This is a genomic window from Micromonospora sp. NPDC048898, from assembly GCF_043198035.1.
Classification (GTDB): domain Bacteria; phylum Actinomycetota; class Actinomycetes; order Mycobacteriales; family Micromonosporaceae; genus Micromonospora.
In genome coordinates this window covers 1-24878 of the sequence record NZ_JBICUF010000023.1, presented here as the reverse complement: position 1 = coordinate 24878, position 24878 = coordinate 1, and the positions used below count along the sequence as shown (strand labels likewise).

25 protein-coding genes and 3 tRNA genes are annotated in these 24878 nt (G+C 66.9%); 26 read left to right on the top strand and 2 right to left on the bottom strand.

Annotated features, from left to right (window positions below; genetic code table 11):
- The first annotated feature begins 238 nt into the window (after positions 1–238).
- Positions 239–2176 carry an ATP-binding protein gene (locus ACGFIQ_RS33485; protein WP_393249895.1) on the top strand — a complete coding sequence of 646 codons (1938 nt, stop codon included), beginning with the start codon at positions 239–241 and terminating at the stop codon, positions 2174–2176.
- Between the two features lie 424 nt (positions 2177–2600).
- Here the strand turns inward: ACGFIQ_RS33485 and ACGFIQ_RS33480 are convergent, their stop codons facing one another.
- Positions 2601–3023 (bottom strand): GntR family transcriptional regulator, encoded by a 423-nt coding sequence (locus ACGFIQ_RS33480; RefSeq protein WP_393249893.1) that lies wholly within the window; start codon positions 3021–3023, stop codon positions 2601–2603.
- A gap of 543 nt (positions 3024–3566) precedes the next feature.
- Here ACGFIQ_RS33480 and ACGFIQ_RS33475 point away from each other — a divergent pair.
- The 4 genes from ACGFIQ_RS33475 to ACGFIQ_RS33460 all read left to right on the top strand — a co-directional run bounded on the left by ACGFIQ_RS33475 (position 3567) and on the right by ACGFIQ_RS33460 (position 5983).
- Positions 3567–3911, top strand: a complete 345-nt coding sequence (locus ACGFIQ_RS33475) for a hypothetical protein (RefSeq protein ID WP_393249891.1) — start codon at positions 3567–3569, stop codon at positions 3909–3911.
- A gap of 91 nt (positions 3912–4002) precedes the next feature.
- Complete coding sequence (locus ACGFIQ_RS33470; protein ID WP_393249889.1) at positions 4003–4248, top strand: precorrin-4 C11-methyltransferase; 246 nt, start codon at positions 4003–4005, stop codon at positions 4246–4248.
- Between the two features lie 149 nt (positions 4249–4397).
- Entirely contained in the window at positions 4398–5219 is an 822-nt protein-coding gene (locus ACGFIQ_RS33465; RefSeq protein WP_393249887.1) for a GntR family transcriptional regulator, read from the top strand.
- Entirely contained in the window at positions 5207–5983 is a 777-nt protein-coding gene (locus tag ACGFIQ_RS33460) for a glycosyltransferase family 2 protein (RefSeq protein ID WP_393249885.1), read from the top strand. The genes ACGFIQ_RS33465 and ACGFIQ_RS33460 overlap by 13 nt, the downstream gene beginning before the upstream one ends.
- Here the strand turns inward: ACGFIQ_RS33460 and ACGFIQ_RS33455 are convergent.
- On the bottom strand, positions 5973–6416 hold the full coding sequence (locus tag ACGFIQ_RS33455) for a hypothetical protein (protein WP_393249883.1): 444 nt from the start codon (positions 6414–6416) through the stop codon (positions 5973–5975). The genes ACGFIQ_RS33460 and ACGFIQ_RS33455 overlap by 11 nt on opposite strands.
- Before the next feature lie 483 nt (positions 6417–6899).
- On the opposite strand from ACGFIQ_RS33455, the gene ACGFIQ_RS33450 reads away from it, so the two are divergent.
- From ACGFIQ_RS33450 to nusG, 21 genes are all read left to right on the top strand, one after another.
- Positions 6900–7295: a transcriptional regulator gene (locus tag ACGFIQ_RS33450; RefSeq protein ID WP_091402451.1), complete on the top strand. Its 396-nt coding sequence runs from the start codon at positions 6900–6902 to the stop codon at positions 7293–7295.
- Between the two features lie 175 nt (positions 7296–7470).
- Entirely contained in the window at positions 7471–9066 is a 1596-nt protein-coding gene (locus ACGFIQ_RS33445; protein ID WP_393249881.1) for an FtsK/SpoIIIE domain-containing protein, read from the top strand.
- On the top strand, positions 9063–9329 hold the full coding sequence (locus ACGFIQ_RS33440) for a hypothetical protein (protein ID WP_393249879.1): 267 nt from the start codon (positions 9063–9065) through the stop codon (positions 9327–9329). Before ACGFIQ_RS33445 ends, ACGFIQ_RS33440 begins: the two co-directional genes overlap by 4 nt.
- Positions 9330–9332: 3 nt before the next feature.
- Positions 9333–9521, top strand: a complete 189-nt coding sequence (locus ACGFIQ_RS33435; protein WP_393249877.1) for a hypothetical protein — start codon at positions 9333–9335, stop codon at positions 9519–9521.
- Complete coding sequence (locus ACGFIQ_RS33430) at positions 9518–10054, top strand: DUF2637 domain-containing protein (protein ID WP_393249875.1); 537 nt, start codon at positions 9518–9520, stop codon at positions 10052–10054. The genes ACGFIQ_RS33435 and ACGFIQ_RS33430 overlap by 4 nt, the downstream gene beginning before the upstream one ends.
- On the top strand, positions 10051–11805 hold the full coding sequence (locus tag ACGFIQ_RS33425; RefSeq protein ID WP_393249873.1) for a replication initiator: 1755 nt from the start codon (positions 10051–10053) through the stop codon (positions 11803–11805). Before ACGFIQ_RS33430 ends, ACGFIQ_RS33425 begins: the two co-directional genes overlap by 4 nt.
- On the top strand, positions 11802–11987 hold the full coding sequence (locus tag ACGFIQ_RS33420) for an AlpA family transcriptional regulator (protein ID WP_141911181.1): 186 nt from the start codon (positions 11802–11804) through the stop codon (positions 11985–11987). Before ACGFIQ_RS33425 ends, ACGFIQ_RS33420 begins: the two co-directional genes overlap by 4 nt.
- Positions 11984–13420 carry a tyrosine-type recombinase/integrase gene (locus ACGFIQ_RS33415; RefSeq protein WP_393249871.1) on the top strand — a complete coding sequence of 479 codons (1437 nt, stop codon included), beginning with the start codon at positions 11984–11986 and terminating at the stop codon, positions 13418–13420. The genes ACGFIQ_RS33420 and ACGFIQ_RS33415 overlap by 4 nt, the downstream gene beginning before the upstream one ends.
- Before the next feature lie 113 nt (positions 13421–13533).
- Positions 13534–14928 (top strand): hypothetical protein, encoded by a 1395-nt coding sequence (locus ACGFIQ_RS33410; RefSeq protein ID WP_393249869.1) that lies wholly within the window; start codon positions 13534–13536, stop codon positions 14926–14928.
- Entirely contained in the window at positions 14915–15286 is a 372-nt protein-coding gene (locus ACGFIQ_RS33405) for a hypothetical protein (protein ID WP_393249867.1), read from the top strand. The genes ACGFIQ_RS33410 and ACGFIQ_RS33405 overlap by 14 nt, the downstream gene beginning before the upstream one ends.
- A gap of 959 nt (positions 15287–16245) precedes the next feature.
- Positions 16246–16695 carry a hypothetical protein gene (locus ACGFIQ_RS33400; RefSeq protein ID WP_393249865.1) on the top strand — a complete coding sequence of 150 codons (450 nt, stop codon included), beginning with the start codon at positions 16246–16248 and terminating at the stop codon, positions 16693–16695.
- 601 nt (positions 16696–17296) lie between these two features.
- Entirely contained in the window at positions 17297–18487 is a 1191-nt protein-coding gene (locus ACGFIQ_RS33395; protein ID WP_393249863.1) for an epoxide hydrolase family protein, read from the top strand.
- A gap of 637 nt (positions 18488–19124) precedes the next feature.
- Positions 19125–21650 carry a putative bifunctional diguanylate cyclase/phosphodiesterase gene (locus ACGFIQ_RS33390; protein ID WP_393249861.1) on the top strand — a complete coding sequence of 842 codons (2526 nt, stop codon included), beginning with the start codon at positions 19125–19127 and terminating at the stop codon, positions 21648–21650.
- Between the two features lie 93 nt (positions 21651–21743).
- Positions 21744–21816 (top strand) — tRNA-Thr (locus tag ACGFIQ_RS33385).
- A 24-nt stretch (positions 21817–21840) separates the two neighbouring features.
- Positions 21841–21913, top strand: a tRNA-Met gene (locus ACGFIQ_RS33380).
- 134 nt (positions 21914–22047) lie between these two features.
- Complete coding sequence (rpmG, locus tag ACGFIQ_RS33375) at positions 22048–22215, top strand: 50S ribosomal protein L33 (RefSeq protein WP_007073056.1); 168 nt, start codon at positions 22048–22050, stop codon at positions 22213–22215.
- A gap of 125 nt (positions 22216–22340) precedes the next feature.
- Complete coding sequence (locus tag ACGFIQ_RS33370) at positions 22341–22787, top strand: MaoC family dehydratase N-terminal domain-containing protein (protein ID WP_393249859.1); 447 nt, start codon at positions 22341–22343, stop codon at positions 22785–22787.
- 1 nt (position 22788) lies between these two features.
- Positions 22789–23181 carry a MaoC family dehydratase gene (locus ACGFIQ_RS33365; RefSeq protein ID WP_393249857.1) on the top strand — a complete coding sequence of 131 codons (393 nt, stop codon included), beginning with the start codon at positions 22789–22791 and terminating at the stop codon, positions 23179–23181.
- A gap of 129 nt (positions 23182–23310) precedes the next feature.
- Positions 23311–23383: transfer RNA gene (locus tag ACGFIQ_RS33360), tRNA-Trp, on the top strand.
- A gap of 214 nt (positions 23384–23597) precedes the next feature.
- Positions 23598–23990 carry a preprotein translocase subunit SecE gene (secE, locus tag ACGFIQ_RS33355; protein ID WP_357559036.1) on the top strand — a complete coding sequence of 131 codons (393 nt, stop codon included), beginning with the start codon at positions 23598–23600 and terminating at the stop codon, positions 23988–23990.
- A 39-nt stretch (positions 23991–24029) separates the two neighbouring features.
- The gene (nusG, locus tag ACGFIQ_RS33350) at positions 24030–24752 is read left to right on the top strand and encodes a transcription termination/antitermination protein NusG (protein ID WP_393249855.1); all 723 of its coding nucleotides are present in this window, start codon (positions 24030–24032) and stop codon (positions 24750–24752) included.
- Positions 24753–24878 lie beyond the last annotated feature (126 nt).

Sequence of the window (24878 nt, the reverse complement as noted above, 5' to 3'; positions counted from 1 at the left end):
GCTGGCCGCCGGTGACGAGGCGCTCACTGTCCACCGTGCCAGACGGCGCGTTGCCATCACGACCTTGTCCCAGGCGGCGACCGTGGCCAGCCCCTTGACGTGATGCCACTGGTCGTACGAGCGGACCTCAACGAGGTCACAGCCGGTGAGGTGCGGCAAAGTGTCAGACGATTGACAAATGGCTCCTTTGCCGAGCTGGCTGGTTCTAGATGATCTTAGACACTGGCAGACTACCGGGATGGTTGACGTCACGGTGGAAGTCGAACGAGACCATCTCGCGAAGCTCGTTCGGCCTACGCAACCCGCATCCGCAGTCATCGAACTAATCTGGAACGCGCTAGATGCGGATGCCGATGAGGTTCGCGTCGACTTTGAGCGCAATGACCTTGAGGGTATCGAGGCGGTTATTGTCTCGGACAACGGCTCTGGCATCCCGGTCTCTGCATCTAAGACTGCATTCAGTAAGCTCGGGGGATCGTGGAAGGCGTCTGCGAAGGTTTCTCCAGGCAAGAAAAGGCCAATGCATGGACGTGATGGTGAAGGCCGATTCCGTTCATTCGCCCTTGGCGAGCACGTCTCATGGCGCACCGTTGCAGACGATGTAAACGGACGCTTCGAGACGACGATTAGCGCTGATGCGTCACGGCCGGAAGTGTTCAACATCGCAGATGGAAGACCGACCAGTGAGCGCACCGGTACCCGAGTAAGGGTTCTGGCGTCTGGAAGGCCGCTATCAACCCTTGACTCCGAGGAAACAGAACGTCGGATCGCCAAGGAATTCGCCCGACATCTCCGCCGGTTTAGAGTGATCACGATCATTTACAACGGCAAGCCTGTGGATCCCGCTACGATCATAGATGTAGCACACACAAAGGAAGTCGTGCTAGATCCGCCCCATGCCTTAGGGAATCCTACGCTCGAAATCATCGAATGGAGTGCGAAGTTTGGCCGCGAGTTAGTGCTCTGCGACGGCGAGGGATTCCCGCTTGCCGATTTTGCGCCGAGAATACACGCACCCAACTTCAACTTTACGGCATACGTTAGCTGGGCAGGCTTTGATCCCTCCGACGTCCTCCTGGCGGATACTGGTCACGAGAAGTACCTACCAATCCTTTCGCAGGTACGGTCAGCAATAAGGGATTACTTCAAGAATCGGGCACGGGAACGCATATCCGAGGTTGTCGAGAGCTGGAAGAGCGAATCTGTATACCCCTTCTCTGGGGAGCCAAAAGATGTCGTCGAGAGTGCCAAGCGAGACCTTTTTGATGTCGTGGCAGCGCAAGCCATCCCCGCCCTCGCTGGCGATCGTCGCTCCAAGCGACTATCGCTTCGACTAATTCGCGAGGCGCTAGAGCAATCGCCTACTGCTCTTCAGCGAGTGTTGCGGGATGTGATCGAACTCAACGAGGAGCAGATTCAGGACCTTGCTGCGCTACTCGACCGCACGTCTTTCAGCGCCATAATATCAGCAGCAAGGCTCGTGTCTGACAGGCTCGATTTTCTCCGGAGCATCGAGTACTTACTGTTCGATGAGCGGGTGAAGAATGACGTTCTGGAGAGGACTCAGCTTCACCGAATTATTGCGGCCGAGTCATGGATTTTCGGGGATCATTTCGCGGTCGCAGTCGACGACGAAGGCATACAGCAGGTTCTGAGGCGACACTTGGAGTCTCTGGGCCGAGACACGCTGAACCTTGCTCACGTTCCGGTCGAAGGCAAGAAGACTGCGATCGTCGATCTCATGCTGACCAAGACCATTGAAGACTCGCAGCGACAGCATCACTTGGTGGTCGAACTTAAGCGGCCATCGGTAAGAATAGGCCACAAAGAGAAGACTCAGATCGAACAATATGGCATAGCCGTAGCGAACGATCCTCAGTTTCGGGGAGCGGAGACCAAGTGGGACTTTGTCCTGATGGCGAACGGCATTAGCCCGGAAGTTTCGCGACTCGCTAAGAAGAAGGGGCAGCCGCCAGGCCTCATCCACGACGACGATGAGCTTGATTTGCGGATATGGATCAAAGACTGGGGAAGGCTAATCGATGAGCGGCGACGCGCCCTGTACTTCATCAGGGATCGACTCGTTCTAAATAGTTCGACTGATCATGGCATTGAACTGCTCCGCCAAAAGCATGCGGAGTACCTGCCGGAATCCGCCTTTCAGCTAGACGAGTAGACGAGATCAGGCAGCAAGGGGGCTGGGCGGCCTGAGATGGTTATTATCGATTCGCCCGCCCCGCAGGCAGGTCAACGCCGTCAAGATCATCCCGATGACTCGCTCGAGCGACCAGGATGAATCGCCAAGCGACGAGGCCCTGGCGGATCGGCACGTACACCCCCGGCAGGCCCGACTGCCGGCAAATTGGGGCCGTGACTCGCGCTGCAGCGCGGCGATGCGACTGCCGCCGCGCTCTGGGCGGCAACCAGCCATACTTCCATGAATTTCGCCGCTCGTTGGCGGCCCTGGGCGTTCCGCTCTTCGCGCCAGCCGACGGAAGTGCTGCATGTCCGGCGCAGAACGACGGTGAGGCGTCGACGCGTACGTGCGACGGCGCGTGCGGCCCCTTCAGGGCCGCTCTCAGTCGAAGGTGTGAACTGCCCTATTCCTCTGTCTGAAGCAGTCGGTAGGTTCTAACGACTGTTCCGACGGCTCCGTTTGTCCGAGTGAGGCTTTGTTGTTCCACCAGGGCTGCACCCACCTCGACAGCGAAAAGGGCTGCAAGCTCTGCGTCGGCGGCGACTTGGCGCTGTTGCGTTTCCGTCTTGGAACCCTCGTCTAGCCCACGCTCGTGCTGGCGGAGGGTTGCGTAGGTTCCTCGGCCGTGTTCGGTAGCCACCAAGCCTGTCTCGCGCAACGCGGCTATCGCCTGACGAACCGTGCCGCGCGCTGCCTGGAACTCGGCGGTGAGTGCGCTCTCCGCCGGCAGGAGGGCGCCGGGCGCAATGACGCCGCTCTCGATGCGCTCTCTTAACTCTTCAGCGATGGCGCGGTAGCGAGGCTGTCCGTAGTGCGGGGTGGGCACCTGCTCACCGTACCTGGCACTTGTCTTACCAAGTGCCAACCAAGTGACACGAATCGACGTCTAGACAACTCGTCCACTTGTAGATACGTTTCCTGGTGTGCGGCTGGGGTGATGGCTCGTGTCAGGGGTGGCCTCGCGCCGGCCCTGGCCGCACCTGAAGCGCGGCGTCCTGTCGGACCGGTTGCGGTAGCCGCGCGTACAAGTTGGCTCGGCGATACCCGACCCCGTCCGGCGTCGGACGGTGCGCCGTGCCTTCATCCGGGCCGGTGGCCGGCCGCATTCCCCCGCGGCTGGCCACCGGCCCCCGCCTACCTGTGGAGGTGCGATGTCCGGCTCTCATCGTCGGTACCGTTGGTTCTCGTCCTGGTGGTCTCGGAGACGCCCATCTGCCCGGGGTGTTACCAGCAACGTTCCGCCGAGTCCTCGCGCGGCTTTGACAACCTCCTTGCCGAGGTGGCCGACGGGTGCCAGCTGCGAACTGCATACGCTCCGCCCCGCACCCCTGATGACGCGAGCCCAGCTCTACCGAGGCAACGGCGGGCGGTGGCCGCGATGAGTCGAACAAACAAGCCGGCCGCCGTTACGAGCCACCCGGACTGGTGTGCCCCGGATCGCTGCGGCTACCTGGTGCCGCCGGTGATGTCGCACATGGCCCGCCGCCATCGCAGCTCGATGCAGAGGGTCGGCGAGAGTCGGGCCGGTGGGCTCGTCGCCTCGTACCTCATCAGTGCTGAGGCTCTGGGGGATGCCATGGTCGGTGTTCACGTGACGTGCCGGGGCGGGAACGCCTGGGCTGAGTTGTCGTTGTCGCAGGCGGTCGATCTGGCCGAGCAACTGAGCGGCCTGGTGAAGCAGGTACTCGCGCAGCAGAGGGCCGGCGATGAGTGAGGGCGTGCCGATCCCGGGCAGTCGGTCGATGTCATCGGCTCCGCCAGTCCTGTGCCCGGCCTGGTGCCGGGGCTGCGGAACGAACGACCCGATGCACCGCGGCTTCCTCGCCACGATCGGGCGAGAGCAGACCGGCTGGGTGACCGTCCAACTCCTCGTTGACCGGTTCGCCCGCCGCGACCTGGCCGTGAAGCTCGACGCGACCCGGAACGGGGCGACGCAGACCGTACTCCTGTCACCGACGCAGGTGGATCGGCTCATCGACGAGTTGACGCATGCGCGCCTGGAAATGCTGACTGCCGCTCTTGGGGATAAGCGGGGAGGAGGGAGACGGTGAACGCCAACAGCCGTCGGGGCGTAGCCGTTCCGCGTACCCCTGGCCCTCGTCCTGGGCGGTCGCCGCGCGCAGCGGTAGCTGTGCCGCCGGTTCCGGAGCGGCCGGCCGGCGGGACCACCTGGCAGACGTTGGAACGTCTAGGGGGTACGGTGACCGGTGTGCAAGGCCGGGACTGGCGCCCTCGCTACCTGCAACTCGCGGAAGAGTTGCGGGCAAAGATCGTTAGCGGTGAACTGGCCCCCGGCACCCTGATGCCCAGCGAAACCGAGTTGGCCGACATCTCGGGCCTGTCGCGCACAAGTGTCCGCAACGCCATCCGGCAGCTCCGGGAATGGGGCCTGGTTCGCGCGGAGCAGGGGCGCGGCACCTACGTGCGGGCACCCCGCCAGCGGGTACGCCGTCGCAACACCGAGCGGTATCAGTGGGAGAAGGATCGCGTCCTGCTCGACGAGGGCGAGCGGCTGAAGACCGGCGCCACCGAGCACGACACCGGCCTGACCGTCGATGATCTTAAGTTCCACGCCGAGTATTCGCGGGTGGAGGCGGATGCGGAGATGGCGGCGGCCTTGCAGGTCGAGACGGGTACTCCGCTGCTGCGCCGGGTCTACTGGACGTCGTCGCGGCACGAGAACGCGCCGCTGACGGTGTCGTACTCCTATCTGCCTTACGACCTGGTGGCCGCGAACCCGGACCTGCTCGACGCGGGCAAGGAACCGTGGCCGGGCGGCACACAGCATCAGCTCTACACGCTCGGCATCGAGTTGGACAGGATCGACGACGAGATCCGCGCGCGCCCGCCGTCGCCCGATGAGGCCGAGTTGCTGGACATCGACCCGGGCGTCTCCGTGCTCACCGTGCGGAAGACCTCGACCGACACCACGGGTCGCGTGGTTGAGGTCGCCGACGTGGTGATGCCGGGCGATCGCACCGAGCTTGTCTACTCCCACAAACTCCAGCGGTGGAAAACTTGACGCAGCTCGTCTCGGTCATCACCCCGGTCCACGCGCCCAGCATCGAGCACCTGGCTGGCGCCTACGAGTCGTTGGCCAAGCAAGAGATGCCTGACGGCTGGGACTGGGAATGGCTCGTCCAGGAGGACGGGCAGACCGGCGCCCTGGTTGACGCGCTGCCTGACGATCGTCGGATCAGTTCGGGCACCGGCCGTCCCGGTGGGCCTGGTGTTGCCCGTACCCTCGCGCTTTCCCGAGTATCCGGGCAACTCATCAAGGTCCTGGACGCCGACGACCAGTTGACCCCCGGCGCCCTCGCCCGGGACATCGCCGCATTCGACGCGCACCCCCAGATCGGCTGGACCACCTCGCGGGTACTCGACCTGCTGCCCGACGGGTCGACCGCCGGATGGGACAAGGACCCGGCCGGCGGGCTCATCGACCGCGGTGCGGTCCTGGCGTTCTGGAAGGCCAACGACTACCGGGCATCGGTGCACCCAGCAACCTTGTGCCTGCGGCGAGATCTTGTGTTCGCCTTGGGCGGCTGGATGGCGCTGCCGGCCTCCGAGGACACCGGCCTCCTGCTCGCCGCCAACGCCGTCACCGCGGGCTACTTCACCCGGGAGTACGGCCTGCTCTACCGCAAGTGGCCCGGCCAGGTCACCAGCCAGGCCGCCCACCGGGAACCGGCTGAGTACCAGGCACGGATGAGGATCATCGAGGCCCGAGCGAACGCCCTGGCCTCGATGATCGCGAACGGCTTCGCTGGTAGCGCTACGGCGTAGCCTCGTGCCCCGGCATCCCGTGGGTACGCCGCCGCTCCTTCATCTCCGCCTCGAAGATGTGTCGCCGACCGCCGGCTAGCTTCTCCCGTGCGTCCCGCTCGATTTCCTGGAACGCGGCGTAGTAGCCGTCGTCGAACTCCTCCATGATCTGGAAGGTCCAGCGGCCCGGTAATACGTTGCGCCCCAACAATTCATACTCGACCCGGTCGGCTACTTCTTCGTGGCCCGATTCCCGGAGTAACCGCACAACCCGATCGAGGGTAAGGTCCGCGCCCCCCACAAGTTGGTGTGCCGAGTACAAGTGCCCTCGAACCCGATGGATCGTCTCAAGCGCCTTGCTCAGTTCGCCCAGCGCTTCGACCGTCTTATCATCCAGGCCGGCGACCTTTGAGTGCTTCTCGTCAACGCCGCCGCCTTGCTGGTCACGTGCCATGTGGACCACGTTACCCAGGGGGAAGGCGCCCTACTCGCCGAGGGCTCCCTTGCTTACGGCACTTGCATCACCCCGATGAGTCCGACCACCACCACGAGAATCACCACTATGACCTGCACTGCGATCTGCTCCGGCAGCTTCAACGTGAAGTTAATCTCCGCCACTTGTAGTCCAATCTGGTCCTCGGATGCATGCTGTCTGGGCTAATCAGAATGCTAGCGAATTGAGCGGCGGGCACAAGAGTAAAACCTGCCGAACTTCAATTGGCAATTTGCCAATTCGAATCGTGCCAATAGGCAATTTTCCAAATGGCACGATTCGAATTGGCATCGTGCCAAAGTGCTGCGCCGTGTGGGCGACTGGATTAAAACGCGCAAAGTATGACTAATGGTCCCACTGCCGACTGCTTGTTGACTTGTCTGCCAAGTGCCGTCTACCTTGGACGCAACTTGGCAGACAAGTTAACAAGTTGGAGGTTGAGCGATGGCTCTGCGCGGCGGTACGAGGTTCGCGGTGCGGTGTGAGGACGTGTTCCCGGCGGGGTGCGCGTTGGTGCCCGAGTCGCTGGGCGAGGTCGAGGACTACGACGAGAAGACCGGCCGGCGTAGTCCGGCGAAGGACAAGTTGACCGGCCAGCGGGTGTGGCAGGTCCGGGTGATGGACCTGGATCCGGAGCTGGGGAAGCGGTCGCGGGAAACGACGGTGAAGATCTCCGCGGACTACCAGCCGGTGCCGCCGACGGGTGGCCTGTTCGAGGCGGTGGAGTTCGACGGCATGACCGTCACGCCGTACGTGGGCAACAACGGTCGGATGGCGTATTCGCTGCGGGCGACCGGAATGCGTGCCCCGGCGGGCGTGGCGACGAAGGCGGCGCAGTAGCCGCATCTGGTGGGGGCGGGGCTGTCAGGTCTTGGCGGACGGCAGCCCCGCCCTCTGTCTCTTTCCCCTGCTCTGTCGAGAGAGGTAGTGACATGTCCAAGCGTATGCCTGCCGTCCTGCGGCGGCCCACAGTGGCGGGTGCCCGATGATGCGCCGGCCGCGGGGCGAGGTCGTGATGACCACCGCCGGGGACCTGATGGTGATCCGGCCGCGTCGCCTGGAGCTGCCGGTCTGGCTGATCGCGGTCGGCCTGGTGCTGCGGTGGTTGTGGCGGGGGCTGTGGTGGTGTCTTCGCCACCCGGTCGCCGTCGGCCTGGTCGTGGCCGGGGTGAGCCTCTACCGAGAGTTCGGCCGGGCCGGCGTGGTCGTGCCCGTGGTCTTGGCCGCTGCCGTGTCGGCGCTGTGGCGGTGGCGGCACGAGTCGTCCTGGTGGACCTGGTGCGCCGGCCCGGTCCTCGGCCGGTTCCGTCAGCTCTTCGTCTACCGACGGGCCTGGCGTGAGGCCATGACCCTCTGCGGCCTGGCCAAGGTGTACGACCATCGCACGGTCCTGCCGGAGCTGCTGCGGGTCCGCTCGGATCAGGCGCTCGACGTGCTGACCATCCGCATGGTCCGCGGCCAGACACCGGAGGAGTTCCAGAAAGCGACGGCAAACCTGGCGTACGCCTTCGGCCGGCGGCACGCCCGGGTCTACTCCGAGCGCCCCGATGACCCGCCGATCCGGTCGGGCTACTGGGCGCTGGTGCTGAGCGCGGTGGATCGGCTGCGGTTCCGGGACCGGCCGTCGGTGGTCTATCTGGTGGTGGTCCGCACGGATGCGCTGCGCACCCTGGTCGACCCGTTCGACGTCCCGTCGGTGCCCGACTTCACCGCTCTACCCCTGGCGCGGCGGGAGGACCTGCGGCACTGGTGCCTGCACCTGCTCGCCACGCACGTCCTGATCGGCGGCGCCACCCGCTCCGGGAAGGGCTCGGTGCTGTGGTCGCTGGTCCGAGTCCTGGCCGGGGGGATCTCCTCCGGGCTGGTCCGGCTCTGGGTGATCGATCCCAAGGGCGGCATGGAGTTCGCGATGGGTCGGCCGTTGTTCGCCCGGTTCGCCTGCAAGTCGTTCGAGGCCATGGCCGATCTGCTTGACGAGGCCGTGACGGTGATGCGGGAGCGGCAGACCCGGCTTGCCGGCGCGGTGCGCGTGCACACGCCGACCCTGGCTGACCCCCTGGTCGTGGTCATCATCGACGAGATGGCGGCACTGACCGCGTACCTCCAAGACGTCGACCTGCGCAAGCGCATCGCCGGGTCGCTCGGGCTGCTGCTGTCGCAGGGTGCCGGCGTCGGCGTCCTGGTGGTGGCCGCGTTGCAGGACCCCCGCAAGGAGGTGCTGCCGTTCCGGGACCTGTTCCCGACCCGGATCGCGCTCGGCCTGACCGAGGCCGCTCAGGTCGACCTCGTGTTGGGCGACGGTGCCCGCAACCGGGGTGCCCTCGCCGACCAGATGCCCCGCTGGGCCAAGGGCGTCGGCTACGTAATCCTCGACGGCACCCCCGAGCCAGCCCGGGTCCGCTTCTCCTACATCTCCGACGACCACATCCGGGAACTGGCCGCCGAGTACCCGGCGCCGGCCGACGCGGCGGACATCCTCGCCCAGGTCGGCCGGGAAACCGCCACCGAACCGGCCCGCCCGCCCCTGCCCCGGCAGCGTCGCGGACCACTGCTGCCGGACTCTCTGCTGAACATCCTCGACCGGGACACCGACGGGGGTGAGCCGCGGTGACCGCCCCGACCGCCGGCCGGACCTTCTACCGGCTGCGCGCACCCGGCACCGACGGCGCCACCAGCACGGCCGTGTCCGTCCGCGTCGACCCCGCCCGGCCCGATGCGTACCCGGTCTATCTCGCCGTCGGCGGCGGCCGGCGCCGCATGTACCTGACCCCCGACGAGGCGTGGGCGCTGTGGCGCTGCCTCTCCGAAGCGGTGGCCTCCCTCGGCGAGCCACCCGAGCACATCCGTACCCGCGTCGCCCCGGCCCGGAGGTAACCGATGTCCCTCAAGAGTTTCTTCCTCGGCACCCACCGCCTCAAGCCGCTGCACATCGAACTCAACGGCTCCCCGGACCGCCTCGCCGCTGCCCTGCACGGCCTGGCGCACATGGTCAACCGCCGCCGCGACCTCAACGGCCAACAGATCTCCATCACCCTGACCATCCGCGACAACGGCGGCGGCCGATGATCCGCGTTGAATCCGGCGTACGGGTGCTGATCCTGCTCGCCATCGGCACCATGGCTGGCGCCGCCGCCTTCACGCACGTGCACGACCTGACCGTTGCCCATGGTCAGCCTGACTGGATCGGCTGGGCCAACGCCGTGGCCGTCGAGCTGATGGCCATCTACCTCGGCCTGGAGATCCGCGCCCGCCGCCGCACCGGTCGACCCGTCGGCCTGGTCGGCGTGCTCCTGATCGCGTTCGCGCTGCTCTCCCTCGCCGCCCAGGTCGCCGAAGCCGAACCCTCCGTCTGGGGCTGGATCGTCGCGGCCGTACCGTCGCTGGCCTTCCTCGCCCTGGTGAAGGTCGTCCTGTCCAGCGAACCCACCACCCCGCCGGCTCCCGAGCCCGATCAACCGCAGGGCGATTGGTACGACGAGCCACAGCCGGTCGAGCCCGCGCCGCCGGCTCCGGTGATGCCGCCGGCATCACCTGCGGTGCTGCCTCCGGTCGGGGTCGTCCAGCACAATCGGCCCCAGGTCGTCGGGATCATCCGATGACGGCTCCGACCCTGCCCGGTCTCGAACCCGCCCCGACCCCGGTTGCTCCTCGGCCGGGGTCGCGGGCGGCCCGTATGGCACTACCCCGCTCGATCGATGTCCTCAAGGACATCGCCATCGAGTACGGCGTCTGCGTCCGCCCGCTCGCCATGCGCCGAACCGACCTCGACACCGGCCTGACCGAGGTCATCGACCTACCCTGCGGCGCGACCCGGGAGGACAAGTGCCCGCCGTGCGCCAAGAAGAACCGCAGGCTACGGCAAGCCCAGATCCGCGAGGGCTGGCACCGCGACGACGAACCGCTACCCGGCCCGGAACCCGCCACCGAGGCGCAGAAGTCACTGATCCTGTTCCGCGCACACCTGGAGTTCTCCCGCGACGAGGCCGTACGCGCAGCACAGTGGGACCAGGTGACCGACCTCGACGAGGCGATCCACGAGGTAGAGGAAGCCATCGCCGCTGAGGGCCTACGCGGGCGCGTCGGACCACCGCACGCCAACGACGACGAGGACCAGGACGACGAACCCGGCCCAAGGCGCAAGCGCTCCACCAAGCGGCGCCAGGACGCTCCCGAGCTGCCCCGGCGCAAGATCGAGCGGCGCACCGTCGGCAAGACCTACACCGCCCCGGACGGCTCCACCTACCAACCGTCGATGTGGCTGACTCTCACCCTCGACTCGTACGGCCCGGTCCGCCCAGACGGCACCCCCGTCAACCCGGCCAGGTACGACTACCGCCGCGCAGCCTGGGACGCCGTGCACTTCCCCCGGCTGCTCGACCGGTTCTGGCAGAACCTGCGTCGCTGCGAGGGCTGGAACGTCCAGTACGCCGGCTGCGTCGAGCCGCAACGCCGACTCGCCCCGCACGCTCACTTCGCCATCCGGGGCACCATCTCTCGGGACGTGCTCCGCACCGTGGCGGCAGCCACCTACCACCAGGTGTGGTGGCCCTCGGTCGACGTCCAGCGCTACACCTTCGACCGACTCCCGATCTGGGACGAACAGGCGGCGGCATGGGTCGACCCGGACACCCGCGAGCCACTGACCACCTGGACGGAAGCCCTCGACGCCATCGACGACCACCCGGACGCGGAACCAGTGCACGTCGTCCGTTTCGGCGCCCAGGTCGACGCCCGCGGCGTCATGCCCGGCACCGAGGACGCCGAACGGACCATCCGGTACGTCACGAAATACATCACCAAGCACACCGGCGACTGCCACAAGGCAACTACCAACCCACAACGCAAGCACCTCGACCGGCTCTGGCAGCAGCTCCAGCTCACCCCCTGCACCCACCGTTGCGCCAACTGGCTGCTCTACGGCGTCCAGCCCAAGAAGGCACACGCCAAGCTCAAGCCCGGCCGCTGCAAGGGCAAGGTCCACCAGCGCGACACCCTCGGCATCGGCGGCCGGCGCATCCTCATCTCCCGCGACTGGTCTGGCAAGACCCTCGCCGACCACAAGCACGACGCGCGGGCCTGGGTCCGGGCATTGCTCGGCGTCACCACCGACGGCACCCAGCTCGCCGACGACCAGGGCGCCACCACCGAACGAGTCCGGCACGCCTGGGAGTTGGCCCGACCGGATGACCCGGACGTCGGCCCGATGACCCACCGACTCATGCGCTCGATCAGCGAACGCGCCCGCTGGCGATCCGAACTGCTCGCCGCCAAGGACCGGGCCGCGCAGGAGTCTCCAGATCTTTCGGCAACCCAGCACAGCGCACAGCACGACGGGGAGGAACCGCAGTGACCGAGGAGTTGTTGACCGTGCCGGAAGTGCTCGCCGAACTGCGCGTACCGCGCTCGACCTGGTTCTACTGGCGGCAGACCGGCAAGGGACCACGGGTGATCAAGCTCCCGAATGGGCAGCTGAGGGTCCGCCGGTCAGCGCTCGGTCGGTGGCTCGGTGACCTGGAGCAGGACGCCGCGTGAAGAGCTACGAGGTCCAGATCTGGGAGATCGCCAAGCGCGCCGACCGGAAGGCTCGGCCGTGGCGGGTCCGCTGGGCGGTGAGCGGCCAGCGCTTCGAGGACATGTTCCGTACCAAAGCCCTGGCGCACTCGTTCCGCGCCGAGCTGGTCCAGGCGGCCAACGCGGGGGAGCCCTTCGACCCGGCCACCGGCCGCCCGGTCTCCGAGGCCAGAACCAAGAACCCCACCACCTGGTACGCGCACAGCCGCGCGTACGTCGAGATGAAGTGGCCCCGGGCGGCGGCCAAGACCCGCCGCTCGATCGTCGAAGCACTGACCTCGATCACGGTGACCCTGACTCGGCCAGCGAAGCGGGGCCGACCGACTGACGCCCTGCTCCGTGAGGCGCTGTACCTCTATGGCCTCAACCCGCGCCGCTGGTCCGACGAGATCCCGCCCGAACACGCAGCGGCGCTGGCCTGGCTGGAAACCGCGTCACTCCCGGTCGTCGAGCTGGACTCGCCCGCGATGGTCCGCCGCGTCCTCGACAGCCTCTGCGTACGCCTCGACGGCAAGCCCGCGGCTGCCTCCACCGTCCAGCGCAAGCGGGCCACCTTCTACAACGTGCTCGGGTACGCCGTCGAGCTGGAGCTGATTGCCTCCAACCCGGTCGACCGGGTCCAGTGGACCGCTCCCGAGGTCGCACAGTCCATCGACCGGCGGGTGGTGGCGAACCCGGCCCAGGTCGCCACGTTGCTGGAGGCGGTGAAGTCTCTCGGCAAACGGGCCGACAAGGTCACCGCGTTCTTCGGCTGTCTCTACTACGCGGGGATGCGTCCCTCGGAAGCCGCGGACCTACGGCGGGAGGACTGCGACCTTGCCGGCCGGTGCGCCGACTGCGGGACCGACTTCGACGACCTGGCGGCGGTCAAGCCTTCCCGGTCCTGCGAGCACGAGAAGATCGAATATCGCTGGGGCCGCTTGGTGCTCGCCGGCACCTCGCCGCGCGCCGGGTCGCACTGGACCGATGACGGTGGCTCCCACGAGCGGCGGGGACTGAAGCACCGGGGGAGGGCCGAGACTCGTACGGTCCCGATCCCGCCCCGGCTCGTCGAGCTGCTGTGCGCGCACGTAGAGAATCACGGGGTTGGCCCGGACGGCCGGTTCTTCCGGGGCGTGCACGGTGGGCCGCTGTCGGAGTCGGTCTACGACCGGTGGTGGAAGCTCGCCCGGGAGCGGGCACTGACCGACGCTCAGGTCGGCTCGCCTCTCGTCCGCCGGCCCTACGACCTGAGGCACGCGGCAGCCTCGCTCTGGCTGAATGCCGGCGTCCCGCCCACCGAGGTCGCGCGGCGCCTAGGTCACGGCGTCGCCGTCCTGCTCCGCGTCTACGCCAACTGCATCGACGGCGGCGACGACACCATGAACGACAAGATCGGCCAGGCACTACGGTGAGCTGTGCGTTCATTGAACGCAGTGGTCGGGCGGGGTTAGCTGTCTCTTTCCGGACAGTGGCTCGATCCGAACGACCGATTATCGCTACAGGGCACCGTTGGCAGGGTCCCCATATGCGCTCGCGAGAGACCGATGCCTACCGGAAGTACAGCGCTGACGCCCCCGATCGGATGGAGCAACTGCGCGCCCGTATCGCTAACGCTCGCGAGCAGGATCAGCCGCTGGTGGTCGCCGCCCTCAAGGACATCCGCAAAAAACTGCGGGACTTCGACGATCCGGATGTCATGACGACGGTTTGCAACCTCATCGCAGATGATCTCACTGAGAGCTTTGCGGGAATGGGTTTCGACCGTGAAAGGCTAAACCGTTTTTGGATCGGTACTTCGGTGACCGTTCCAAGCGAGGCTGAAACCTGGTGGTTTGATGACGGGTCTGCTCTTATTCAGATCCAGGACGACTTCTTTGGGACGCTCACCGCTTTCGCTGAATATATCGCCTACCCGATGTCACGCTTTCAGGGCAAGGGCTTGCTGTCGTTGATAAGAAAAGCGTCACACTTGCGAAGTGGCGACGATGTGGAAATCGCGATGTTCGCCGCTACGCTCCGGTACTTCATGTTGCATCGGCGCACTTGGGATTCGGTGACCAGGATCCCGCTACGTCTCAACGTGGAGGGCAAGGACTATCGCGAATATCTAGCCTATGTTGCTCTTAGGTTTGCCATTGCTCACGAGATGGCTCACTTCGTTCTCGATCATCCACGGTTAGACCGGACGAGGGATGACCACAGCCTCTACTCCGACAACGTCAGCGTCGAACTGGCTGCCGACGATCTCGCTTTCCAAGCCCTCGCGTGGGGTGAGCCAGTCCGAACACGGCAGATGATCCACCTCGGCGCAGTCATCACCATTTGGGCTTTGGGCTGCGAGGAGCGTGCATTCTATGTCCGGCTTGCCCGTTCGCACCCGCCGGCGTTGACTCGTGAAGAGCAAATCGGGCGCCATGTCCCACCCGCCATCAGGCAGGCCGCGGTCGGGATGGCCCTAAGCTTCCGCGTCGCCGTGGAGATGGCTGCTGACTTCGATCACCCGTTGGACGACGACTGGTGGCGAATTTCCTTCACTCATCCCGACACGATCACTGAGTCCCAGGGCTTTGAGTACCTAAAAATGATTACGGATCTGGATGCATTTCACAGTTCGTCGCCTCGCGACCTCCCGGGCTTCGCGAAACAGCATTTCGAGAGCCGCGAGCGAGCCCAGGAGTTGTTCGATCGCCTGGCACGTGGCGATGTGCACGGTGTTCTCATTGCCATTGGTATAGAAACCAAACTGGCTGACGAGATAATCGATCCGCGACGGCCGCTGAAGTTCTACCGACTTCAGAAGTCGATAACGAGCGCATTGCGACTTCGGCCGGAAACCACTAGTACGGTACGCCAGATGCTAGGGCTGATGCTTGCGTACCAAATTCAACCTCAGCTAAGGACACCTAATGCCGTCAGTTGACGAAGCTCTCGCCGAATACCTAACCCGCAGCGACGACGAACTCTACGCTGAGATCGGTGCCCAACTCCTCAAGGAGGGTCGCGGTCTTGGTCCTTCCGACGACGATCGGCAGCGGAAGTTCGGCAAAGACTGGTTTGCGAACCAGCTGGGCAGGTTGCGCCGAGTGGTATGCGCACACACGGCGGTCAGCGTCCTTGTTGGAGCACCGACGGGTGACCGCACTGCGGAGGCCCTGGCCATCTTCGAGGCACTCGCCAACGAGAATGACCTGCCGGTCAGCCGGTACATCTTGGCGGTTTTACTCGCTCGTATCGGACTTCAGCAGTTCTGCGCGGTCGACGAGGACGACGAGGACTGAGAGCACTCACCATGTCTCTGGCAGGCCGGCGGCCGTGGGTGGTCATCAGACGCTGGACTGACGCGCAAGCCTCCAAGCCCTCGGCAGCCCTTCACGGATGCCGATGGGCGTGGGCGGATAGTGGGCAGCGAGGCGTCGAGATTGCATTGGCGTGATTAAGCAGCAGGTCAGACGGGTCGGGCGCCTCGGCTTGCGGACGCCCTGTAAATCCGTCGCGAAAGCTTCAGAGGTTCGAATCCTCTACCCGCCACCAGGCAACGACAAGGCCCTTGAACCGCGGAAACGCGAGTCAGGGGCCTTCGTCGTCGGTGTCTGCGCCGAGGGGTTTGTCGCCTCGGGAAGCCGACGGATCACGCCCAGGCGGGGTGGTGCCGGCGGGGCGGACCGATCGCTGTTGAGCGTCGGCTGTTGGGTGGGCGTGCCGCGCCCGGTCCACCCTTCGCTCTGCACCCGCCTGCGCGCCAGTTACGGACCGTGCGTGGTGCACGGGCGGGTGCAGAGCAAAGGGGGCGTGCCCTCTGGTGCGGCCCGTCCGCGTGCTCTCGCCGCGCGACGCGGTGACGTGGGGGACGCGGTGACGTGGGGGACGCCGTGACGTGGGGTCAGCCCCCGCGGGTGGTGCCGGCCCGGAGTTTGATCGCCTGGCGGGTGCCGTCGCAGAGCGGCTTGAGCGCCGGCTTCCCGCACGGGTCATGGCACCGTCAACTTGGAGACCATGCTCGACGATCGTGATGAGCGAAACGCCTGCCGTTCCGCTGGCCGCGTCGCCTCTCGTGTCCGCTACGTGCCCCGGTTACTGGCCCAACGGATGGGGCCCATCATGTGGCACAACCTGGCGCGTCTGCCCGACCGAGCAGACCGTCCGTCACCGATCTCCGCGGAAGGGCTTCGGGGCGGAGCCCCGAAGGCCGAACCACCCGCCAGGCTCCTCGCCTCAACATGAGAGTGCGGGAGCGTACGTGATCAAGCTGTTCAGGGCCCAGAAGCCCGCGTGCCGCTGTCGACCCCAGTGGCCAGCTCTGGTCACGGAGATGAACGGTCATGTCATGCCGTGCCAACCATCCGAGCATGGCAGTCCGATGACCAGGCTATTCGAGCTGTCAGCTCGGTGTGCCGAGTGCGCTGCGACCTATCCCGGCAACTTCGTCATCGAGCCAGGCACGCCGCCCCCGTTCGAGTGGGCGCACGAGCCCAAGAACACCGTGTGCTCCTGCGAGCCGCGGTGGCCGAAGCTGATGGTCAAGCTGCGTGGCCAGTGGTATCTCGGCTACCCAGGTACGGACGGCCAGCTGGTGGTTGACGGCGCAGCGGAGGGAGCCTTCTGCGATAGCTGTGGGGCACATTTCCTGGGAGACATGGTGGTCGACCCCGGCGACACGTCGCACCTGGAAGATCCTGACGCGACGTAGCAGTTGTCTCCGGCCGGCTCAGCCGATGCCGGGCTGGCGCCGCCTGATCCTGGAGGCAAATTCGGGAGATTCCGGGGTCTGCGCGGTGGGCCGCTCGCCCTCGCTCTGGCTGAATGTCGGCGTCCCGCCGGGGAGCAGCCCGCCGTTTCGGAGGACCCGTTCGGGACTGTGCAACGCCCATGTCTTCGCTGCCGGCCCCGACCCGATACCGGCGCATCCGTCCCGCCGTCGCGCCGGAGGAGACGCAGGAACGCCTGCACGCCATCGTGGTTCATCGCCACCTGCAACGAGTCGTGCGGCACGATGCCTTCGGTCCGATCGTGCGTCTCCCATGTCGCAAGACCCGCGATCGGCTGCGCGACGACTTCGCTGAATGCGGTGACGTCAGCGGGCAGCATGAAAGTCACCACGCGATCCTGGCTCGAACAACCGGACATGATCGCAGAGGTGAGCACCTGCGAACCTGCCCGTTCCAGAAGCGCAAGACCGCGGTCCGAATTCTCGTTTCGGCCCCCTCGCCGTCGGGCCGTTGTGAGACTGGGTGCGTGCCAGTCCCGCCGGCGCCGCGGCACCGGTCGTCCCGACCCGGTAGGTGGAGAACATGTCCGACGACAACGAGATCCGTCCCTTCCGGCTCGACACGCCCGAAGAGGCGATCGACGACCTGCGTCGTCGGATCGCGGCCACCCGCTGGCCGAGCCGGGAATTGGCCACCGATCGGTCCCAGGGTGTGCAGCTGGCGACGGTCCAGGCGTTGGCCCGCTACTGGGCGACGGATTACGACTGGCGCGCCTGCGAAACGAAGCTGAACGCCCTGCCGCAGTACACCACCTACATCGACGGCGTCGAGATCCACTTCATCCACGTACGGTCGCGGCACGAGGACGCCCTGCCGCTGATCATGACGCATGGCTGGCCAGGCTCGGTGGTGGAGTTGCTCGGGGTCATCGGCCCGCTCACCGACCCGAGCGCGCACGGCGGACGGGCGGCGGACGCCTTCCATCTTGTCCTACCGTCACTGCCTGGCTACGGCTTCTCGGGCGAACCGGCCGAGCTCGGCTGGGAGAACGGCCGGATCGCACGAGCGTGGGCGGAGCTGATGCGTCGCCTCGGCTACCCGCGCTACGTCGCACAGGGAGGCGACGTGGGTGCCGCCGTCACGGACGCCATGGGCCGCCAGGCACCGCAGGGGCTGCTCGGCATCCACGTCAACCTGCTGGCCGGTGCGATCGGTATCAAGGACCAGCTACCGGCGGATTCTGCGCAGGAACGCGCCGCGCGCGAAGCGCTCGACCTGTTCACGATGGATGGCTTCGGCTACTTCCTGGAGCAGTCCACCCGGCCACAGACGATCGGCTACTCCCTGCTGGACTCACCCGTCGGGCTGGCGGCCTGGATGTTCGACCACGACACCGACAGCTACTACAAGATCTCCCGGGCGCTCGTCGACGGCGAGCCCGTGGGCGGGCTGACCCGGGACTCGATCGTCGACAACGTCACGTTGTACTGGCTGACCGGCACCGGCGCCTCGTCCGCGCGGTGGTACTGGGAGTTCCAACGGTTCCTGGCCGCGGCCGCCGCGGCCGGCCAGACTCCTCCGCCGGTCTCGGTTCCGGTCGGCTTCACGACGTTCCCCGGCGAGATCTGGGCTGCCCCGCGCAGTTGGGTCGAGACGGTCTACCCCGGCGTCGCGTACTTCAACGAGGCCGACCGCGGCGGCCACTTCGCCGCGTGGGAGGAGCCGGAGTTGTTCTCCGCGGAGGTGCGGGCGGTGTTCCGGCCGTTGCGGTAATCCTGGGGCGGCACCGGGTCGACGGTGTGGTGGTGATCCTCCGGCCGGACTTCGGGATCTCGCGAACCGGCGCGGATCAGCGCCACGGCGACCCTGGCGGTCGGTCACCAGATAGATGACAGTGACCTGTTGCCGCGAGGTAGCGGCGAGTAGTGTGCGTACCCGGGACGGAGGGGCGCAGTTCAAATCAACTGTTACGTCTAGTAGGCGAGCTTTCCCCTGCTAGGTCGTTTCTTGGGCATGCCACCGTGGGCTGATCAGCAGATGGTCTGGCCGGACGTTGTGCCTGCCCGGCCAAGCGGGTTGGCTCGCGGGTCGGTTGGCCTGATCGCGGGCAGGGAACTTTCCTGGCGGACGTCGCTGTGGCACCATCGTGGAATCTCCATCCCCGCACCGCCCCCTGCCGACAGGAGTTCCAAATGTCTGGTCGAAAGTTTGGCCGGCTGCGCACGGCGTCGATTGTCCTCGCCGCGCTGGCCGTTGGTGTCCTAGGCGCTCAACTCGGCAGTGGTTTCCAGTCCACCCTGATCGAGTGGGGTGCCCCCGCCGGCCACAGCGTTTCGGTTTCGAGTGGAGCGTCAAGCGTCGCTCGGTGACCCCGGTGCGGCGGCGACGTGTCCGATGACAGGGTGGTGCGGTGTCACCTAAGGCTGTCCGACGTCGTACGACCGAGCACGCCTGGCTGATCACGGCACCCCTCGCCGGGATTGCCCTGGTGGGGACGCTGGTTCTCGCGTTAACGGTGCCGATCCGTTTCGAGGATTGGCCGACAGCTGTTGTGTTGCTGGTGGTGATGGTTGCTGCCGGGATACCAACGCTCAGCTTCGTCGTCCGCCGTCAAGCGGTGGTGGTGACCCTCCTTGAGATTCCGCTCGTGCTCGCCCTGTTTTGGCTGTCGCCGCTGCTCATGGTCGTCGTCGCTACGGCAGCCGAGCTCTTCACCCAGATTCACCGCGGTTACGCACCGCCGAAGTTCTGGTTCAACGTCGCCCGGGCAGCAGCCGGATTCTCCGTCGCCGGGCTGGTGCTGGCCGCCATGCCTCCGCACGAGGGGGTGGGCCCGGCCACGTGGAGCGCGGTCTTCGCCGCGGTCGCCGCCAATGCGCTGATCAGCCTGGTGGCCGTGGTTGGCGTGATCACTCTCCTGCAGGGCTGGCAGGGCACTCGGGAGACGACGAGCACGGCCATCCAGGTTCTGCTGACCACAGCACTGAACGTCGCGGTCGGGATGATCATCCTCATCGCCCTGGCGACGACCCTCTGGTCGATCCTTCTTCTGCTGGCCCTGGCGGTGGCCGGCGTTCTGCTCTACCGCTCCTACTCGCAGTTCATTCGGCAACACCGCACCCTGGGCGACATGTACGAGCTGACCCGGGCGATGAGCGAGGCGGGTCAGGACGGCAACCTGACGGACGCGCTGCTCGGCCGGCTCCGTTCCCTCATGCAGGCGGAATACGCCACGCTGTGGCTTCCCGCCCAGGGTCGGCACCCGGAGGTCCTGCTTACCGCGCGGCTGGACGACCGAGGTCTGCTCGACGTCGCCCCGACCCCGGCGGTGATCCGGGAGAAGACCCGTGAGTCGGGTCGCACGGTCGCGCTCGGTCGGGCCTTCGGTGGTGACCCGACGCTGCGGTCCGCGCTCGCCGACTCCAAGGTCAAGGACGTCATCGCGGTGCCCCTGCGTTCGGGGCAGGCGGTGATCGGCACGTTGGAGGTGGCCAACCGGCTCAGCGACGTGGGCCACTTCGCCCCGGCCGACCTCCCCATCTTCGAGACCGTGGCGGCGCACGCCGCCGTCGCCCTGGAAAATTCGCGGTTGGTCGACCGGCTTCGGCACGACGCCTACCACGACGCGCTGACCAGGCTGCCCAACCGTCGGCGGATCACCGGCGCGCTCGCCGAGTCCTTCACGATCGCCGCCCCCGGCGAGGTGGTGGCACTGCTGCTCTTCGACGTCGACGGGTTGCGTCAGGTCAACGAGTCCCTCGGTCACGCGGCGGGGGACAAGGTCCTCGCCGAGGTCGCCAGCCGGCTGCGGGCCAGCGCGCCGTCGTCGGCTCTGGTGGGCCGTGCCGGTGGGGACGAGTTCCTGGTGACGCTGCGGTTGGAGAGCGCGGAGGCGGCGCTCGAGTTGGCCGCCCAACTGCGCGACCAGATCCGTGACGAGATGGTCTTCGACGCGCTGACCCTCGACGTGAACACTGCCGTCGGGGTGGCCGTGCACCCCGACCACGGCAGTGACGCGGCGACCCTGCTGCTCAGGGTCGACCTCGCCGCGACGGCGGCCAAGTCGGTGCCGGGCAGCGTGCAGCTGTTCAACCCCGCCCTGGAGTCCCGGTCGTTGCGCCGGCTGGGCCTGGCCGGCGATCTGCGCCACGCCCTGGACCAGGGCGAGTTGGAGGTCTACTTCCAGCCCAAGGTGACTCTGCGGGACCGGCGCCTGGTCGGTGTCGAGTGCCTGGCCCGGTGGGTGGACCCGACGCACGGCACTGTCGCTCCGGAGGACTTCGTGGCGGTGGCCGAGCACACCGGCCAGCTGAGCCGGCTCACCGAGGTGGTGCTCCGCGAGGGGCTACGCCGCAGCCGGGACTGGGCGCTTGCCGATCAACCGCTGCCCATCGCGGTCAACATCTCGGCCCGGACGCTCACCGACCAGCACTTTCCGGATCGGGTCCAGGAGTTGCTGACCGAGTACGGGGTGCCGGCGCAGCGACTGACCCTGGAGATCACCGAGGCGGGGGTGCTGGACGGCACCGACCGGCCCATTCCGACCCTGCGACGGTTGCGTGACCTGGGTGTCCGGCTGTCGGTGGACGACTTCGGCACGGGCGACTCGTCGCTGGCGCATCTGCGTCGGCTGCCGGTGCACGAGGTGAAGGTCGACCGTTCCTTCGTGCAGGGTATGGCGACCGACCCGGGGGACCTGGCCATCGTCAACGCCGTGGTGACCCTGTCCCAGCAGTTCGGCCTGGCGGTGGTGGCCGAGGGCGTGGAGAGCGAGTTGACCCTGGAGCTTCTCCAGGACATCGGCTGTGAGATCGGGCAGGGTTTCCTGTTCAGCCGGCCGCTGCCGTACGAGCGGCTGGCCACCTGGTTCGGCGCCCAGGTCGAGCCGGAATCGATCTCCAACGGGGAGCTGCCGCGCCTTCGCGTCGTGCCCTGAGCAGGGCGTAGACGATCACCGGGGATCCGATTTCACCTGTCGAGCCGGGCCGTGTACTCTTACTTCTGCGCGCCCCACGGGGAGATCGCGCAGGCCCCCTTAGCTCAGTCGGCAGAGCGTCTCCATGGTAAGGAGAAGGTCTACGGTTCGATTCCGTAAGGGGGCTCGAGGGTTCAGCTGGACCCATCGCAGCGGTGTAGCTCAGATGGTAGAGCAAGCGGCTCATAATCGCTGTGTCGCCGGTTCAAGTCCGGCCACCGCTACTCTCGTCTTCCGGGCTCGTCGCCGGTGGTCGTAGGGAAATGGGCGCTTCTGGCGCCCGCTTTGCATGTCCGCGCTGTCAGCGTCTAGGCTGGCGCGTCGTAGTTGTTTCCGTTAGCGAGGAAGGCACTCCGCCGTGGCGAAGGCTACCGATGTCCGGCCGAAGATCACTTTGGCGTGTGTGGAGTGCAAGGAGCGCAACTACATCACGCGCAAGAACCGGCGCAACGACCCCGACCGCATCGAGCTGAAGAAGTTCTGCCCGCGCGACGGTCGGCACACGGTCCACCGCGAGACCCGCTGACCCGTGGCCGGCCTCGTGCCGGCCGCTGTCCCAGCTTTTCGATCGCCGATCTGACCGGTTTGGCGCGGCTCCGCCGCAGCCTGCCGACCAGGTCGGCGATTGTGCGTTCCGTGTAGGTTCGCGGCATGTCCCTGGACCCTTCCTTCGTCGGCCGGACCTACCCGCCGACCGCCCCCTACCAGGTGGGCCGAGAAAAGATCCGCGAGTTCGCCACCGCCATCGGCGCCACCGACCCGGCCCACCACGACCCCCAGGCCGCGCAGGCGCTCGGCCACCCGGACGTGGTGGCTCCGCCGACCTTCCCGGTGGTCGTCACGATGGCCGCGAGCCGCCAGATCGTCGAGGACCCGGCCCTGGGTGTGGACTACAGCCGCGTGGTGCACGGTGACCAGCGGTTCGCGTACACCCGGCCGGTGGTCGCCGGCGACGAGTTGGTCTGCGTCAACACCATCGAGGACGTCAGCAACCGGGGTGGGCACGGCTTCCTGACCACGCGCACCGACGTCCACACCGTCGCCGGGGAACCGGTGGTCGCCGTCTGGTCGAAGATCGTCGTACGCGGGGAGGCCTGAGATGGAGTTGTCCGCCAAGACGTTCCAGGTGACCCGCGCGGACCTGGTCCGCTACGCCGGCGCGTCGGGTGACTTCAACCCGATCCACTGGAGCGACAGGTTCGCCACCGGCGTGGGGCTGCCCGGGGTGATCGCCCACGGCATGTTCACCATGGCGCTGGTCGGCAGGGCGGTCACCGAGTGGGCCGGGTCGCCGGACGCGGTGGTCGAGTACGGCGTGCGGTTCACCCGACCGGTGGTCGTCCCGGACGATGACCAGGGCGCCGAGATCGAGGTCACCGCGCGGGTCCGTGAGGTGACCGAGGAGGGGCTCACCCGACTCGACGTGACGGCGACCTGCGGGGGCGAGAAGGTGCTCTCGCAGGCCCGCGCGACCATCCGGACGACGCGCTGAGGCAGGCCCGCCACGCGAGGCGGAGAGACCGGTTGGGAAAGTCGGGCGGCTACCCGTACACTGGTCCGCCGTGGGGCAAGTGACCCCTGCTCGGTCGTCTGTGACCGCGTGGGGCGAGTGTTGCCGCACAGGGGTGTAGCTCAATTGGCAGAGCAGCGGTCTCCAAAACCGCAGGCTGCAGGTTCAAGTCCTGTCACCCCTGCGCCTCAGGCCTGACCGTTCCCGTGGGTCGCGCCGCCAGCTTGGCGGCGTCCGGCCCGTGGTGGTGGCATCGGCGGGGTGGTTCCGAGGCAATCGGGGCCCTCCGGATGATCCACCGGCCGCGGCCCGTCGCGGGACGGTTGGGCCCGGCCGGCGTGACCAGCGCCGCGTACGCCACTCGGCGTGCGACCCGAGATTCCGCGACGGAGGGCGAAGTGGCCGACAACAAGCGGCACGGCGAGGACGCCGGCGACGATCGTCTGGACGACGAGGTCGTCGACGAGGTTGCCGACGACGACGCCTCCAGCGCGGACGAGCCGGTCTCCCGGGGAGGCACCGCCACGCGGTCCCGCGCCCGGGCGGAGTCGGCGGACAGCCGGCCCACCACCCGGTCGGAGACCGGTCGGGTGGGCGTGTTCGGCCGCATCGCCCGGTTTTTCCGCGAGGTCGTAGCCGAACTGCGTAAGGTCATCTGGCCGACGCGTAAGGAGTTGCTGACCTACACCGCCGTGGTGGTGACGTTCGTCGCGGTGATGCTGACGATCGTTGGCCTGCTGGACCTCGGCTTCGCCAAGGTCGTGCTGTTTGTCTTCGGCAACTCGGACTGACCGGCTGCCTCCAGCCGATAGTGACGGAAGTGAGCGAGCGTGCCTGAGTACGACGAGACCGCCGGACCCGTGGACGAGCAGTCCACGGTCGCGACGGCGGCTGGTGACGAGTCGGTTGAGGCCGCCAGCGAGCCGGAGTTCCCAACGACTGAGCCCGCGCCGGACGAGGAGTACGACCCGGTCGCCGAGCTGAGGCAGAAGCTGCGCTACGCGCCGGGTGACTGGTATGTGGTGCACTCGTACGCCGGCTACGAGAACAAGGTCAAGACCAACCTCGAGACCCGGATCACGAGCCTCGACATGGAGGACTTCATCTACCAGGTCGAGGTGCCGACCCGGGAAGAGGTCGAGGTCAAGAACGGTAAGCGTTCCCAGATCCAGGCCAAGGTCTTCCCGGGCTACATCCTGGTCCGGATGGAGCTGACCGCCGAGTCCTACTCGTGTGTGCGTAACACCCCGGGCGTGACCGGCTTCGTCGGCGCGACCGACCGGGCCGACCGGCCCGCCCCGCTCTCCCTCGACGAGGTGCTGAAGTGGCTGGCGCCGGCCATCGAGACCGAGCAGAAGAAGTCGAAGCCGGAGATCAAGGTCCTCGACTTCGAGGTGGGCGACTCCGTCACCGTCACCGACGGCGCCTTCGCGTCGCTGCCGGCCACGATCAGCGAGATCAACGCCGACCAGCAGAAGCTCAAGGTGCTGGTGTCGATCTTCGGTCGCGAGACCCCGGTGGAGCTCAACTTCAACCAGGTCGCCAAGATCTGACTGGTCGTGGGGGGGGGGGGCCGGCCCCCCCCCCCCCCCCCGGGGTGAACACCCCCCCCGCCCCCCCGCCCGGCGGGGGGGGGGCGGCGGGGCAAGGGACTTTGTGGCCGGGGGGGACCCGCCGGC